This window comes from Nocardia sp. NPDC049190, assembly GCF_040648115.1.
Lineage (GTDB): Bacteria > Actinomycetota > Actinomycetes > Mycobacteriales > Mycobacteriaceae > Nocardia.
In genome coordinates this window covers 70,354-86,565 of record NZ_JBEZDE010000024.1, presented here as the reverse complement: position 1 = coordinate 86,565, position 16,212 = coordinate 70,354, and the positions used below count along the sequence as shown (strand labels likewise).

Below are 16,212 nucleotides of genomic sequence, written 5' to 3'. Positions count from 1 at the left end.
ATGTCCACAAAGTCAGGACAAAGCGGGGTCTGCCTCCGTGTTTCTCGCGCCATGTGGCGGTACTGGGGGTAAATCTCCCGGTTCAGTCGGCATGCATCAGTAATTGCTCGATCATTGCCATGTCGCTTGCCGTGGAATGACGCTGAAGCGGCCATTCCGTCGGCAGTGATCTATGTCACATAGATGGGCGATGAATCGCCCCTGCGCCCTAGCGCCGGGACGGGAATGTTCTTTGTCGGTCGCCGCCGGTAACCTCTGGCCGTGGCTCTGTACCGGAAATACCGACCGGCAACGTTCGCTGAGGTGGTGGGTCAGGAGCACGTCACCGACCCGCTGAGTGTCGCGCTCGACACGGGACGGATCAGTCATGCCTATCTGTTCTCCGGCCCGCGGGGCTGCGGCAAAACGTCCTCGGCGCGCATCCTTGCCAGGTCGCTGAACTGCGTGCAGGGCCCGACCTCGGCGCCGTGCGGCGTCTGCCCCTCCTGTGTGGCGCTCGGCCCCGGCGGGCCGGGCAACCTGGACGTGATAGAACTCGACGCCGCGAGCCACGGCGGTGTCGACGACACCCGCGAACTCCGTGACCGTGCTTTCTACGCTCCCGCCGAGTCCAGGTATCGGGTCTTCATCGTCGACGAGGCGCACATGGTGACCACCGCCGGCTTCAACGCCTTGCTGAAGATCGTCGAGGAGCCGCCCGCTCATCTGATCTTCATCTTCGCGACCACCGAGCCGGACAAGGTGCTGCCCACCATCCGCTCGCGCACCCACCACTATCCGTTCCGGCTGTTGCCGCCGGCCACAATGCGCGGGCTGCTCGGCCGGATCTGCGAGCAGGAGCACGTCTCGGTCGAAGAATCGGTGTACCCGCTGGTGATTCGCGCGGGCGGTGGTTCGCCACGTGACAGCCTCAGCGTGCTCGACCAGTTGTTGGCGGGCGCGGGCGCCGAGGGCGTCACCTACTCCCGCGCCGTGTCGCTGCTCGGGGTCACCGACGTGGCACTGATCGACGACGCGGTCGAAGCGCTGGTCGCCGATGACGGCGCGGCGCTGTTCGGCACGGTGGACCGGGTGATGGCGGCGGGGCACGATCCGCGCCGCTTCGCCGCCGATCTGCTCGACCGCTTCCGCGACCTGATCCTGCTGCGCGCGGTGCCCGACGCCACCGATCGCGCCCTGGTCACCGGCCCCGGCGATGTACTCGACCGGATGCGCGGACAGGCCGGGCGCCTCGGCGCGGCCACCTTGACCCGCTACGCCGAGCTACTCCACGAAGGGCTCGGCGAGATGCGCGGCGCCACCGCGCCTCGACTGCTGCTCGAGGTGGTCTGCGCGCGCATGCTCCTGCCGTCGGTCTCCGACGCCGAATCCGCCACGCTGCAACGCCTGGAACGCCTGGAACGCGGGATGGCGAGCGGCTCGCTCACCGCCGCGCCTGCCGAATCGCACGAACTCGCCGCGGCGCCCCGTCGCCGCGGCGCGGAGGCGTTGGCCGCTATTCGCCGGGAGAACCAGGACACCGCGCCCGCTGATTCGGGCGCCGCTGCCGGATCCGGGCCGGCCGCGTCGGCAGGCGCTACCGAATCCGGTGGGGCCGTGTCCGCCGGTGGTGGCGCCACGTTCGGTGCGCCTTCGGCTGGCGGCGGATCACTCGTCGGTGCAGCGCCGGTCGGCGATGGGCCCGCTGAGCGAAGGGATGATCTCGACCGGGACGAGGCTGGATCCACGCAGGTCGGTGTCGAATCCAGGGCGTCGCGAGCGCGGGGCGAGACGGGCTCTGACGCCGCGGGCGCAACCTTCGAGTCGGGTTCGTCGGCTACCGGGCCGCACGAGTCGAGCACAGCTCCCGGCGGAAACGTGGTCGGGTCGACCGGGTCTGGTTCGTCGGGCCTGTCCACGGAGTCGACGGCCAGCCGACCGGGCTCGCCGGATGATCCCGACGCTCTCCCCGATTCCGTCCCTGCGATTGTCGGAGAGCGGACCACCGGATCGGCCCCCGCCGCGTCCGTATCGGACCCGGACCACCGTTCTCCCGCCGTCGTCGATCCGAAATCAGCAGCGGCACAGTCGCTTTCCACGGAAGATGCGTCCGTAGCTTCCGTGGCCGACCCGCCGGGGCAGATCGTCGCGTCGGTTACTCCGCGGGCGGCGGAGTCGAAGGTCGCGCCGGAGGCTCCGGCCGTCTCGTCGCGCTCGACCGGGGAGTCGTCCCGGGTCGCAGCGGTCGACGACGTTTCACCGCACCGACCGGCAGCGCCGGAACCAGTGGCGCAGCGCGATGACCTGCTGCGTGAGGTGGAAACCGCCTGGGGTGATATTCGCGGCAAGGTGCGCGAGTTCGGCGCGGCCGTGCAGGCGATGCTGGCCGGCGCTTCGGTATCGCGCATCGAAGGCGATGTCATCGTGTTCACGCATCAGCACGCGCCACTGGCGCAACGCTTGTCGGATCCGCGGAATCTGGAGGCGGTGCGGTCGGCGGTGCGTGCTGTCCTCGGTCGCGACCACGAGGTCCGCTGGGAAGCGGGTGGCGTCGCTCCACGGCCGGCCCCGGCGCCCCGGTCCGGCGGCGCGGCGAACCGTTCGCGCGGATCGGCGGGCAGCCAGGCCGCAGGACGTGAATCGGGCAACGCAGCCGGACGGGCTTCGGATGCTGCTACGCCGCCGCGCTTTTCGCGCCCGAGCCAGGCCGCGGGCGCGGGCGCGGACCGGGCGTCCGGTGCCGGCCGATCGCGCCCGGGTCGTTCCGACGCGCGTCCGTACGGGGGCGAAGACGATATTCCGCCGCCGGACTACCCTGATCTGCCGGACGACCCCGGTCCGACCGACTTCCCGCCTCGTGATGCCGCTTCGAGTGGAAATGACGCCGCAACCAGCAGAGCGTGGGACAACGACGGCGTCGTTCCCGCCTCGACGCCGGAGGAAGAGCAGGAGATGATGGCCGCCGCCGCGGATCCGGTCGCTCCCGGGGACCGGCGTGACCCGGACGAGGTCGCTCTCGAATTGCTGAAGACTGAGCTGGGTGCCACACGACTGGACGGTTGACAAGCGCCGCTCCGACGACGTTAAGTTAACCGGAGTTCGCAACATCGCGGTAATATGAGCGGGTGGCCGCGAGCTGCGGTGCGACGAGGTTCTATGGTATGCCCAGACGTACGGGCGACCGGAACGTACGTCGGCCGTCGCTCATCCTGTTTTGTACAGCGTTAGGACGGTCGGTCGCAGGGCCGGTCGGCAAGGTCAGCCGCAGCCATGCCGCAGCACGCAGTGTTGCCGCACACAGCGCCAGGACGGACGAAGGTCCGGCTGCCGCACCCTTTTGAGGAAGGAACACTCCGATATGACCACAGAGGCCTACATCTACGAGGCCATCCGCACTCCGCGCGGCCGCGGCAAGAAGAACGGCTCCCTGCACTCGGTCAAGCCGATCGACTTGACCGTCGGTCTGGTCCAGGAGCTGCGCGGCCGCTTCCCGAACCTCGACGAGGACCGGATCTCCGATCTGATTCTCGGGGTGGTCGCGCCGGTCGGTGACCAAGGCGCCGACATCGCCCGTACCGCGGTCACCGTCGCAGGACTGCCGGACACGGTGGGCGGCTTCCAGCTGAACCGCTTCTGTGCTTCCGGCCTCGAGGCCGTCAACCTGGCCGCTCAGAAGGTCCGCTCCGGCTTCGACGACCTGGTGCTCGCCGGTGGCGTCGAGTCCATGTCGCGCGTACCCATGGGATCCGACGGCGGCGCGTGGGCGCTCGACCCGTCCACCAACTACGACACCTACTTCGTACCCCAAGGCGTTTCCGCCGACCTCATCGCCACGATCGAGGGCTTCAGCCGCGACGACGTCGACGCCTACGCGGTGCGCTCGCAAGAGTTGGCCGCCAGGGCGACCACCGGCGGCTACTTCGCCAAGTCGATCGTCCCGGTCAAGGACCAGAACGGCATCGTCGTACTGGACAAAGACGAGCACATGCGTCCCGGCACCACCGCCGAGGACCTGGCCAAGCTGCAGCCGTCCTTCGCCGTGATCGGTGAGATGGGTGGCTTCGACGCGGTGGCGCTGCAGAAGTACTACTTCGTCGAGAAGATCAACCACGTGCACCACGGCGGCAACAGCTCCGGCATCGTCGACGGCGCCGCGCTCGTGCTCGTCGGTTCGGAGGAGGCGGGCAAGGCGTCGGGTCTGACCCCGCGTGCGCGCGTCGTGGCGACCGCGACCAGCGGCGCCGACTCGACCATCATGCTCACCGGTCCGACCCCGGCCGCCAAGAAGGTGCTGGCCAAGGCAGGCTTGACCCTCGACGATATCGACCTGGTCGAGATCAACGAGGCGTTCGCCTCCGTGGTGCTGAAGTTCCAGAAGGACCTGAACATCCCGGACGAGAAGCTGAACGTGAACGGTGGCGCGATCGCGATGGGTCACCCGCTGGGGGCGACCGGCGCCATGATCACCGGCACCATGGTCGACGAGCTGGAGCGCCGCAACGGCCGCTACGCGCTGATCACGCTGTGCATCGGTGGCGGCATGGGAGTGGCGACCATCATCGAGCGGGTCTGATTCCCGCACCGACCCCGACTTCCACCCGCGGAGTGCGCGATGCTCGCCTACCTTGCGCAGGACCACCACGACGGCCCCCAGCGGTACGGCCCGTGAACGCCGCGAATTCCACCATGCGGTATACGCGTCCGGCCGGGAGCGACAGCTTGCGTAGGCACATCGGGCTCGCGAACGCCGCCATCGAACCAGGAGACACAGAGCTGTGAGCGAAACCAACATGATCGGTTGGGAGCAGGATTCGGACGGCATCGTCGTGCTGACGATGGACGACCCGAACCAGGGCGCCAACACGATGAACGAGCTGTACAAGAAGTCGATGACCGCCACCGTCGACCGGCTGGAGGCGGAGAAGGACACCATCACCGGTGTCGTCGTGACCTCCGCGAAGAAGACCTTTTTCGCGGGCGGTGACCTGAAGAACATGATGAAGGTCGGTCCGGACGACGCGCAGGCGCTGATGGACGAACTCACCGAGATCAAGGGTGCGCTGCGCCGGCTCGAGCAATTGGGCAAGCCGGTGGTCGCCGCCATCAATGGCGCCGCGCTCGGCGGCGGCTTGGAGATCGCGCTGGCCACGCACTACCGCATCGCGGCCGATGTGCCGGGTTCGCAGATCGGTTTGCCAGAGGCCACCCTCGGCCTGCTGCCCGCGGGCGGCGGTGTCATCCGCACTGTGCGGATGCTCGGCCTGCAGAACGCGCTGATGCAGGTGCTGCTGCAAGGCCAGCGCAACAAGCCGGCGAAGGCCAAGGAGATCGGCCTGATCAACGAGCTCGTCGGTTCCGTCGACGAACTGGTTCCCGCAGCCAAGGCGTGGATCAAGGCCAACCCGGACAAGGGTGTGCAGCCCTGGGACGTCAAGGGCTTCAAGATCCCGGGCGGCACCCCGTCCTCGCCGGCGTTCGCGGCGAATCTGCCCGCGTTCCCGGCCAACCTGCGCAAGCAACTCAAGGGGGCGAACATGCCCGCCCCGCGCGCCATCATGTCGGCCGCGGTCGAGGGCTCGCAGGTCGATATCGACAACGCGTCGCTGATCGAGTCCCGCTACTTCGTGCACCTGCTCACCGGCCCGGTCGCGAAGAACATGATCCAGGCGTTCTTCTTCGACCTGCAGACCATCAACAATGGTGGTTCGCGGCCGAAGGACGTGCCGAAGAAAGAGATCACGAAGGTCGGCGTGCTCGGTGCGGGCATGATGGGCGCGGGCATCGCCTACGTGTCCGCGAAGGCGGGCTACCAGGTGGTGCTGAAGGACGTCACGATCGAGGCGGCCGAGCGCGGCAAGAGCTACTCCGAAAAGATCGAAGCCAAGGCGCTGTCGCGGGGTAAGACCACTGAGGAGAAGTCCGAGGCGCTGCTGGACCGGATCACGACGACCGCGGACGCCGCCGACTTCGCCGGTGTCGACTTCGTCATCGAGGCCGTCTTCGAGAACACCGAACTGAAGCACAAGGTGTTCCAGGAGATCGAGGGCATCGTGACCGCGGACGCGCTGCTCGGCTCGAACACCTCCACCTTGCCGATCACCGGTCTCGCGACCGGCGTGCAGCGTCAAGAGGACTTCATCGGCATCCACTTCTTCTCGCCGGTCGACAAGATGCCGCTGGTGGAGATCATCAAGGGGGAGAAGACCTCGGACGAGGCGCTGGCCCGGGTATTCGACTACACCCTCGCGATCAAGAAGACCCCGATCGTGGTCAACGACAGCCGTGGCTTCTTCACCTCGCGGGTGATCGGAACCTTTGTCAACGAGGCGATCGCGATGCTTCAGGAGGGTATCGAGCCCGCGACTATCGAGCAGGCCGGCCTGCAGGCGGGCTATCCGGCCGCGCCGTTGCAGCTGTCGGACGAGCTGAACATGAAGCTCATGCAGAAGATCGCCAAGGAGAGCCTGGAGGCCGCCCAGTCGGGTGACACCACGCTGGGCGTCAAGCGTCACCCGGCGCAGGACGTCATCGATTACATGGTGTCCGAAGGTCGTCCCGGCCGCCTGGAGAAGGCGGGCTTCTACGAGTACGACGAGAACGGTAAGCGCACCGGCATCTGGCCCGGCCTGCGCGAGCATTTCAAGACGACGGCGAATTTCGGTGTCCCGCTGCAGGATCTGATCGACCGTATGCTGTTCGCGGAGGCGATCGAGACTCAGAAGTGCTTCGACGAGGGCGTGTTGGAGTCGACCGCCGACGCCAACATCGGCTCGATCTTCGGTATCGGCTTCCCCGCCTGGACCGGTGGTGTGCACCAATTCATCGTCGGCTACCCGGGTGGTCAGGCGGCCTTCGTGGAGCGCGCGGACTACCTCGCCAAGACGTACGGCGAGCGTTTCGAGGTCCCGGCCTCGCTGCGCACATAGTCGACACTTCGAAGGCGACGGCGAAGTCCGCTACCGCTTGTGACGGTGGTGGGCTTTGCCGTTTCCAGGGAGCGTGATTCCCGTCGTAGTTCCCAGCTCCGGTCATCTCCGCGTGCCCTTGCTCGATATGTTGGGAATCGTGCCACGACGTAGCCGCCGAATTCTGCTCGCCAGTTGTGTTCTCGCGCTCGGGTCAGGGCCGGTGGCGATGGCGCCGGCGGCTACCGCGGATCCGGTGGTGGGTACATCGGTGCGGCTGCTGGGTGAGCAGGTGATCGAGCACAACCTGGATTTCGCGGGCACCACGGTCGGCGGCCTGTCCGGGATCGACTATCAGGAGCGCACCGGCGAATACGTGTTGATCAGCGATGATCGGTCCACGCGGAATCCCGCGCGGTATTACACCGCGCACATCGGGGTCGGTGAGCACGGGGTCGGCCCGGTGACGTTCACCGGCACCCATTCGTTACGGACGGCGACCGGAGACACCTACGCGCCGAATTCGGTGGATCCCGAGGAGATCCGGGTCGATCCGTGGACCGGCGACTACTACTGGACGCAGGAAGGCGAGCGCACCGATACCGTCCGCGCGGACCCTTCGGTGCGGATTGCCCGACCCGACGGCGCATTCGCGGGAGACCTGCCGATCCCGGGCAACGAACGGATGCAGCCGAATAGCGGACCGCGGCAGAACATGGTGCTGGAGGGCGCGACCTTCGCGGCCGGGGGAATGCTGTTGCTGACCTCGATGGAGGGACCGCTGCTGCAGGACGGACCTGCGGCGACCGCGACCAGTGGCGCGCCCGTGCGGATCACCGTCCAGGCACGCTCCGGGCCGCTGCTTGCCCAGTACGTGTATCCGATGGAGCCGGTCTTCACCGAGTCGCGCCCCGATCCCGGCCTCGGCATGAACGGGATCGCCTCCCTCCTGGCCGTCGATCCGCTGGATCCGACCAAACTCCTTGTCCTGGAACGGGCTTACGTCCCTGGCGTCGGGAACAAGATCCGCATCTACGAGGCCGATCTCGCCACCGCGACCAATGTCCTCGACGTGCCGATCAGCGGCGCGCGTCCGGTGTCCAAGCGGCTGCTGGTCGACCTCGCCGATGTCGGGCTCTCGCGTATCGACATCGTCGAAGGCATGACCTGGGGGCCGCGCCTGCCTTCCGGTGCGCGCACCCTGGTGCTGGTCAGCGACAACAATTTCGCCGAAGAGCAGATCACTCAGGTGTTCGCCCTCGCGGTCGGTTAGTCGGCGGGGCGCGGGTCTTCGGCTGCCTGGTGGGCGGGCGGTCTTGGTGAAGTAGTCGAACAACACCGCGCGCTGATCCAGGAAGTAGCCGCCGATGCGCCGCCGGGCCGGCGCGAAACCTCGTCGAGGTCGGCCGGCGTGTCGACCATTCGACGATCGCCTTGCGTCGGTTGGTCGGCGTCGTAGGTAGCCCGCGTCCGCCAGCCGGTCGATCAGCCGGGTCGTCGGGCCGGTGGTCAGCTCGCTGCGTGCGCCGAGTTCACCAGGTCTCGTCGAACCGGCCAGCTGGAGGAAATTCAGCGTGTAGAGATCGGTGGCGCCCAGGTCAACGGCCCGCGCCCCGGCTGGTTGGCGCAGCATCACCGCGTTCAGATAGGCCGATAGACCTTGCCCGATCCCGATCCCGATCCCGATCCCGATCTCGATCGCGTCGGCGGCGCCGTCGCGGGCGCCCGTTCGCCCTCTGGCGTCGACAAGGCGAATCCCTCCAGCTGGTGATTTCTTCTTCGAAGAAGAAACTTTTTGAATAAGGCTAGGTAACTCTCGAGCCTTGCCGCACCGTACAGCGGCCTGGAGATCCGAGATCGTCGATCACGAAACTGTGCTGATGGAGAACTTCTCCCGTGTGATCTCGCGCCGCGCTACGTTGGAGTATGCGCAGACATACCGGACGCTACGGTGTCATCGGCAGTGTCCGGCGTAGGCGCGGAGTTGGTCGGTGACACCGATTCGATGTGAATTCGAGGTGATCACATGAAGCCACAGACGCGTTCGGGCAGGGTGAGCGCGGAATCGACCGCGGTTGAATCGAATACTCAGCAACAAGTGCCCATCGACCTCAGTGACGAGCTCGAGGCGATGGGCCTGTCCGGCGCGGAGGAGATCGGCCGAGGCGGGTTCGGCGTGGTGTATCGCTGCATCCAGACTGTGCTGGACCGGGTTGTGGCGGTCAAGGTGCTCTCCTCGGAGATCGATCAGGAAAGCAGGGAGCGCTTCCTGCGCGAGGAGCAGGCGATGGGCAGGTTGTCCGGTCACCCGAACATCGTCGACATCCTGCAGGTGGACGTCACCGCGACCGGATTGCCGCTGATCGTGATGCCGTACTTCAACCGGGGTTCGTTGGACCAGCTCATTCGCGATCAAGGTCCACTCACCTGGTCCGACTCGCTGCGGGCCGGGGTGAAGCTGGCGGGCGCGATCGAGAGCGCGCATCGCGCCGATATCCTGCATCGTGATGTCAAACCGGCCAACGTCCTGATCAGCGGGTACGGCGAGCCGGAGCTCACGGATTTCGGCATCGCCCGCATTCCCGGCGGGTTCCGCACATCCAGCAGTCTGATCACCGGTTCGCCGGCGTACACCGCGCCCGAAGTGCTCAAGGGCGAAGAACCGACCGTCCGCTCCGACATCTACGGCCTCGGTTCGACATTGTTCGCGCTGCTCACCGGCCACGCGGCGTTCGAACGGCAGGCAGGGGAGAAGGTGGTCGCGCAGTTCCTGCGGATCACCACGCAGCCGGTGCCCGACCTGCGCGAGCTGGATATTCCCGCGGACGTGGCCGACGCGATCGAGCGCGCCATGTCACCGAATCCGCGGGACCGGCCGGAAACCGCCCTCGAGTTCGGCGAACTGCTGCGAACCGTGCAGGGCGATCACGACCAGCTGCCCGACGAGATGGCGCTGCCCGATACCGCGCCCGACGACAAGTATCCTGCCGCCCCCCTCGGCGAACCGACGAGAGCGTCGACCAGCTCTCATCCCGCGGTCATAGCGCGGCGTAGTTGGCCACTGACACTGCGGCCCGCGGTGTCGCAGCATTCCGGCGGCACGACTGTGTCCGCGATCACGATGCCGCCGATACCGGAAACCAAATTCCGTCCGCCGACGCCGACCCGAGAGCCGGTGCCGCGGCCGCGGCTGCTCGACATCCTGCGTGCGGGCGGCCGCCGCAGACTCGCGGTGATCCATGCTCCCGCCGGATTCGGCAAGAGCACGGTGGCCGCGCAGTGGCGGGCCGAACTCGCCGAGCAGGATGTAGCGGTTGCCTGGCTCAGCATCGCCAGCGACGACGACAACGCGATCTGGTTTCTCGCTCACCTCATCGAGACGATTCGCCGCGTCCGGCCGGATATCGGCGTCGGTCTCGACGAGGTGCTCGAGGAGCGACCCGCCGACGCCGCCGCGTTCGTGATCTCCACGCTCATCGACGAGATCCATGCGAGTGGCAGAACAACCGTGGTGATCGTCGACGATTGGCATCGAGTCACCGACGAGGGCGCGCACCGCGCGATGGACTCCCTGCTGGACAACGGCTGCCACCATCTGCGCTTCGTGGTGACCAGCCGGGAGCAGTCGGGATTGCCGACCGGACGGATGCGGGTACACGACGAGTTGGTGGAGATCGGCTCGGCCGCGCTGCGCCTGACCGAGGCCGAGACCAGACAGATCCTGGTGGAACGCAACGGGTTCGCGCTCAGCACCGCGCAGGTGGCCGCGATCCACACGACCACCGACGGCTGGCCGGCCGCGATCCAGTTGGTGAGCCTGTCGTTGCGCGGGAACGCCGACGCCGCGCAGCTGATCGCGACTCTTTCCGAGGGCAGCCATGGCATCCGCGAGTACCTCGCCGAGAACGTCCTCGATGCGCTGGAACCGAAGATGCTGGAGTTCTTGATGTCCATCGCCGTGACCGAGCGGGTTTCCGGCCCGCTCGCCGCGGCGCTGTCTGGCGAGGCGGACGCCGAACAGCTGCTGGAGCAGGCCGAACAGCGCGAGCTGTTCCTGCGCCGGATCGAGCACGACCCCGAGTGGTTCCGGATGCAGCCGCTGTTCGCCGAGCATCTGCGTGCTCGGCTGGAACTCGTCCACCCCGGGAAGCTGAAGGTTCTGCATTGCACAGCGTCCCGTTGGTATGCCGAACAGCAGATGCTGCGCAAGTCGGTCGACCACGCACTGGCCGCGGGTGATCTGAAACTGGCGCTCGATCTGCTGGAGGGCGGCGGAATGGACCTGATCGACGGCTCTCGCCTGGCCACGCTGCTGGGTAGCGTGTCGAAACTGCCGATGCAGCAGGTGGCCTCGCGCTCCAAATTGTTGATGGCGGTGGCCAGGGCCAACGTCGATCTGCAGCAGTCCGGGCCCGCGCGCACCGCGTTGGGCAGACTGTCGAACATCCTGGCCCGCGGTTCGGCCACCGATGCCGATGTGCGCGTGCAGCGCTGCCAGGCCGTGGTGCTTTCCGCCGCGGACCAGATCGCCCATGACCATACCGACGGCGTGCTCGAACGGGTCGCCGACTGCCTGCGACACCCGGAGGAGCTGCCGGCCTGGACGGTCTCGACCGCAGCGAACCTGACCACGTTCGTACGGCTGTGCGAGTTCGACTTCGAGGGCGCCAGGCAGATACAGGAATGGGCCGAGGAATACCACGCGCGGTCGAAAGATCCGCTCGGCATGGTCTTCGGACGCTGCAGCCAGGGCTATGCCGCCGTCGAGCAGCTCGACATCCCGATGGCCACGCGGTGCTTCCAGCAGGCCAGGGACGCCGCGCGGGCGCGTTCGGGCTCTCGGTCGCGCGCGGTGCGCGTCGCCGCGGCCTTGTACGGCGAGCTGAACTACCGCCGTGGCGACCTCGACCTCGCCGACCACCTGCTCGACGAGAGCCACGAGCTGGTAACCCGGGTGGGCACGGTGGATTTTCTCATCTCGACGTTCGTCGTCGGCGCCAGGGTGAAGGCGGCGCGCGGAGACCTGTATACCGCGGCTGCCCGGCTGGATGAGGGCGCCCGCATCGCCGTCGACAATCGGCTGACCCGGCTCGGTTCGCACATCCGCGCCGAACGGTTGCGGCTCGGCCTGCCGCTGGACGCCGCGGACCGGCCGTACCTCGACCCCGCGGAGTCGCCGCAGCCGCGAGCGAGTTATCGGAGGAACGGTGTGGCCGTGCTCGCCGCCGAGGCCGAGGAGATCGCCGCGATCCGCGCGCTGCTCGCCGCGCAGCTGGGCTCCGACGACCGGGCGGTGCGTCGTGCCCGCGCTCTGCACGGGCACATGCTCGAAAGGCGCCGTCCGCGAGCGCAATTGGATGCCGCCCTGCTGCTCGCCGAATGTCTGGCCGCGTCCGGCTGGGTCGGCGAGGCCACCAACCTGCTGCTCCCCGCCGTGGCGACCTGCGCCGACCTCGGCTGGACGCGGCCGTTGCTGGACGCGGGGCCGGGCGTGGTGGGGATCCTGCGGGTGCTGCGCGGCGATGAGCCGACCGCGGCCACCCACGTCGGTGACACCGAACTGCCCGCCCAGTTCCTGGATGAGCTTCTGAACGGGGCGGGCAGCGAGATCTTCTGACCTACGGCTGCCACCACGGACGCAGCGGCACGGTCCAGTCGCCGTCCCCGGGCAGTTTGACGCCGAGCACCTGGTGCAGCTGAATCACGTTGCGCTGGAAGCCGAGCCGACAGCCCGCCATGTACAGGCCCCACACTTTGGCGGTTCCCTCACCGACCTCGTCGACGCACGCATCCCAATGGGTGACCAGATTCTTGCACCATTCGTGCAGGGTCAACGCATAGTGCTCGCGCAGGTTCTCTTCGTGCAGCACTTCGAGTCCGACATTCTGGATCTCGGAGATGATCCGGCCGGAACCGATCAGCTCACCGTCCGGGAACACGTAGCGATCGATGAAGTCACCGGCTTTGGTGGTGCGGGTGTTGTCCGGGCGGGTGATGCAGTGATTCAGGAACAGGCCGCCATCGCGCAGCTTGCTCTTGATGTAGCCGAAGTAGAACGGGTAGTTGTGCACGCCGATGTGCTCGGTGAGTCCGATCGAGGACACCGCGTCGAAGTCGCCCTCCGGCACGTCGCGGTAATCCGAGTGGCGCACCTGCGCCAGGTCGGAAAGTCCCTCCTCGGCGATTTTCTTCTGCGCCCAGTCCGCCTGCTCGGCCGACAGCGTCGCACCGATGACCTTGACGCCGCGCTTGGCCGCGTACCGCACCATGCCGCCCCAGCCGCAGCCGATATCGAGCAGCCGGTCACCCTCTTTCAGCCGCAACTTCTCGAAGACCAGGCGATACTTGTTCTCCTGCGCCTGCTCCAGTGACCAGTTCTCGTCGCCGTAGGCCGCGCAGGTGTAGGTCATGGACGGTCCGAGGACCTTCTCGTAGAAGGCGTTCGAGACATCGTAATGGTGGTGGATGGCCTCGGCGTCACGAGTCTTGGAGTGGCGCAGGCCCTCGAAGGCGATGCGGCGCCAGCGCGGCAGTGTCTCCTGCGGGGGCGGGGCGATCGGCTTGAGCCGTTCCCAGCCGAGTGAGCGCGCGATGGTCACGAGTGTCAGCGCGGACGGGCGGTGAAACTTCAGCCCGTCGATCGCCTTCAGGATCTCGTACGGATCGCCCGGATGCACGCCGGTGGCGGTCATATCGCCCGAGATGTAGGCGCGAGCCATGCCGAGATCACCGGGGGCGGTCGCCAGGTAGTTGATGCCACGCGGTGTCTTGATCTCCAGCGTGAACGGCGAATCTTCCGGTCCGGTCGCACTGCCGTCATAGGCCGTCAGCCGGATCGGGACTTTGCCCTCGATCAGGGTCTCGAAGACCTCGGCAATGCTCAGTTTGGTTCCGAGATCCGCCGCGGCATCGGAACGGTCCTTGAATGTCGTCATCTGCGTTGCACCGCCTTCGAATACAAATCCAGTAACCGGTGGTCTGGGTCGTAGCGTTTCTTGAGTTCGGTGTAGGTGTTTCCGCCGTATAGTGCTGCGAACTCGGCCTCGTCGTAGAAGGAATCCGAATACAGCGACTTATGTCCGTCGAAGTCGGTCACCGTGCGCTCGATTGCGCGGTTGGCTGCCCCTTCGGGCTGTCCGGGGACCGTGGGGACGGTCGACCAGAACCCGACATTCACATAGGTCCGGTTCGGCGCCAACGGATACAGCGGCCACGTCCGATCGGCGGCCGCCTCGGACGCGGCGCCGTCGTCGGCCGGTTTCTCGGCGTCGCGCAATCGCAGCGGGCACAGCCAGATCGGCTCGATCGGAATCTCGCGCAGAAACCATTCGACGAAGTCCGCGGTGCGATCCACCGGCACCTCGACATCCTGCACCACCCGCTCACGCGGCGGATTGCCCTTGCGCGCCTCCAGCTTGTCGCCGATGTTGTATTTGTGGTCCAGGGCCAATAGCTTCCAGTAGAAGCTGCTACGCCGGTAGCGCTTCGGCCAGAATCGGCGGATCTTCGGGTTCTGCGCGCCGAAGGCGCGAGAGCACCAGAACCAATCGGTGTCCCAGCGCCACAGGTAGTCGTGAATGGTCAGTCGGTCGCGCCGGGGGACCGCCGCGGCGGCCGTGGAACCGGCGCCGTCGTGCCGTATCGACGTGTAGAAAATGTCCATCCCGGTGTAGTCGCTGACCGGGCCCGGTTCGTCGGTCTGACGGCCCAGGGTCAGGTAACTCTCGTCGGCGGTGAACACGACGCCGTCGAGATAGTCGACCTGCTCCCCGTCGTAGGACCGTTCCGCGACGATCCGCGCGAGGGTCGCCTCCATGGCACGCAAACTGTGAAACCGCACGTGTCGTAGCTCGACGTACGGCCGTACCGCTTCCAATTCGATTTTCAGTCGGACGGTGTAGCCCAGCGTGCCGTAGGAGTTCGGAAAACCACGGAACAAATCGGCGTGCTCGTTGTCCGGCGTCACGGTGAGTATCTCGCCGGCGCCGGTGAGAACATCCATCTCCAGCACCGATTCGTGTGGTAGGCCGCTGCGGAACGACGTGGACTCGATGCCGAGTCCCGTAACCGCGCCACCCAGCGTGATCGTCTTGAGTTGTGGTACGACCAGCGGCGCAAGTCCGTACGGGAGTGTCGCGGCCACCAACTCCTCATAGGTGGTCATACCGGCCACGTCGGCGGTCCGCGCGACCGGGTCCACCGCGATGACCTTGGTCAGCCCTGAGACATCAAGCCCGGGTGCGGAGTTCTTTGTTCTGGCTCGAAAGAGGTTCGAGGTCTTTTTCGCCAACCGAACGTTGGCATGCTCCGGTATCGCGCGGTAACTCGCCAAAAGGCGGTTCACGCCCGCTCGATGCGCGGCAAATCCTGATTCGCGTGCGGCCGGTGCCAGTCCGGCCTTCCCCAACAGACTCACTGCCACGCCTCGACGCTAGTACGGACGATTCTGCGGGGCTACCGCGAGGGCACAGTCGCGGGAGAAATGTCACGCATATGTTGCTAATGGAATACCGAATTGTCTGGAGTAGTTCGCAACACGGCGTGCCCTGCGCGTTTTCCTTCGGTGTGGACAGTGCAGGATGGAGGCGGTTGAGACACCACACTCGGACAAGGAGCTCATTGTGGGACAGGTCAGCGCCAGCAGTTCGATCGCCGTGGCGGCGGATCCGCAGCGCGTACTGGCAGCCATCGCCGACTACGACACGGTGCGTCCGCGCATTCTGTCCGCGCATTACCGCGACTACAAGGTGGTCGAGGGTGGCAAGGGTGCGGGCACGGTCGCGGAGTGGACGTTGCAGGCCACCGAGAAGCGCTCGCGCAACGTGCACGCGGTGGTTTCGGTATCGGATTCCGATGTCACCGAGCGTGATTCGAATTCGACGCTGGTGAACACCTGGACCGTCACCCCGGACGGTTCCGGCGCCCAGGTCACCTTGCGCACCACCTGGAAAGGGGCGGGCGGTGTCGCGGGCATCTTCGAGGGGATCTTCGCGCCGCTCGGCCTGAAGAAGATCCAGGCCGAAGTGCTCGGAAACCTGCAGCGCGAACTGGTCTGATCCGCCGAGGGCTGTGCTGCCCGGCGCCCCGGTGGCGCCGGGCTGTCGCGCCCGCGGCTATGCGGCGCCGATATCGAAGAGGTTTCGCTCCGGGTCGGCCAGTGTTGTCCAGGTCATCCCCCGTACTCATCGACATCGGCGACGCGGCGAGTGTCGAGGCCGATCGCGCGGTGCGCCTGCCCGGGCTGATCGGCGGCGAGCAGGTCCAGGTGGATCACATTCTTGTCCGGGTTCTTGTCGGGCACCCGGAGAAACATCTGCACCGGTCTCTC

The 16,212-nt window shown here is 66.7% G+C and carries 9 protein-coding genes and 1 pseudogene; 6 read left to right on the top strand and 4 right to left on the bottom strand.

Annotated features, from left to right (window positions below; genetic code table 11):
- Positions 1–261 precede the first annotated feature (261 nt).
- From AB0B25_RS21140 to AB0B25_RS21125, 4 genes are all read left to right on the top strand, one after another.
- Positions 262–3,042, top strand: a complete 2,781-nt coding sequence (locus AB0B25_RS21140; RefSeq protein ID WP_357182027.1) for a DNA polymerase III subunit gamma and tau — start codon at positions 262–264, stop codon at positions 3,040–3,042.
- A gap of 295 nt (positions 3,043–3,337) precedes the next feature.
- Positions 3,338–4,552, top strand: coding sequence for an acetyl-CoA C-acetyltransferase (locus tag AB0B25_RS21135; protein ID WP_357182025.1), 1,215 nt, complete (start codon positions 3,338–3,340; stop codon positions 4,550–4,552).
- A gap of 202 nt (positions 4,553–4,754) precedes the next feature.
- On the top strand, positions 4,755–6,905 hold the full coding sequence (locus tag AB0B25_RS21130; protein WP_357182022.1) for a 3-hydroxyacyl-CoA dehydrogenase NAD-binding domain-containing protein: 2,151 nt from the start codon (positions 4,755–4,757) through the stop codon (positions 6,903–6,905).
- 139 nt (positions 6,906–7,044) lie between these two features.
- The gene (locus tag AB0B25_RS21125) at positions 7,045–8,157 is read left to right on the top strand and encodes an esterase-like activity of phytase family protein (RefSeq protein WP_357182020.1); all 1,113 of its coding nucleotides are present in this window, start codon (positions 7,045–7,047) and stop codon (positions 8,155–8,157) included.
- A gap of 168 nt (positions 8,158–8,325) precedes the next feature.
- Here the strand turns inward: AB0B25_RS21125 and AB0B25_RS21120 are convergent.
- Positions 8,326–8,517 (bottom strand): annotated as a pseudogene (locus AB0B25_RS21120) (MarR family transcriptional regulator); the annotation flags it as partial.
- 393 nt (positions 8,518–8,910) lie between these two features.
- Between AB0B25_RS21120 and AB0B25_RS21115 the strand changes: the two are divergent.
- Entirely contained in the window at positions 8,911–12,501 is a 3,591-nt protein-coding gene (locus AB0B25_RS21115) for a protein kinase (RefSeq protein WP_357182017.1), read from the top strand.
- Position 12,502: 1 nt separating this feature from the next.
- Here the strand turns inward: AB0B25_RS21115 and AB0B25_RS21110 are convergent, their stop codons facing one another.
- Entirely contained in the window at positions 12,503–13,819 is a 1,317-nt protein-coding gene (locus tag AB0B25_RS21110; RefSeq protein WP_357182014.1) for a class I SAM-dependent methyltransferase, read from the bottom strand.
- Complete coding sequence (locus tag AB0B25_RS21105; protein ID WP_357182083.1) at positions 13,816–15,300, bottom strand: FAD-binding oxidoreductase; 1,485 nt, start codon at positions 15,298–15,300, stop codon at positions 13,816–13,818. The genes AB0B25_RS21110 and AB0B25_RS21105 overlap by 4 nt, the downstream gene beginning before the upstream one ends.
- 205 nt (positions 15,301–15,505) lie before the next feature.
- On the opposite strand from AB0B25_RS21105, the gene AB0B25_RS21100 reads away from it, so the two are divergent.
- Complete coding sequence (locus tag AB0B25_RS21100) at positions 15,506–15,940, top strand: SRPBCC family protein (RefSeq protein WP_357182011.1); 435 nt, start codon at positions 15,506–15,508, stop codon at positions 15,938–15,940.
- A 113-nt stretch (positions 15,941–16,053) separates the two neighbouring features.
- Here the strand turns inward: AB0B25_RS21100 and AB0B25_RS21095 are convergent, their stop codons facing one another.
- Positions 16,054–16,203, bottom strand: a complete 150-nt coding sequence (locus AB0B25_RS21095; protein WP_357182008.1) for a hypothetical protein — start codon at positions 16,201–16,203, stop codon at positions 16,054–16,056.
- Between the last annotated feature and the right edge of the window lie 9 nt (positions 16,204–16,212).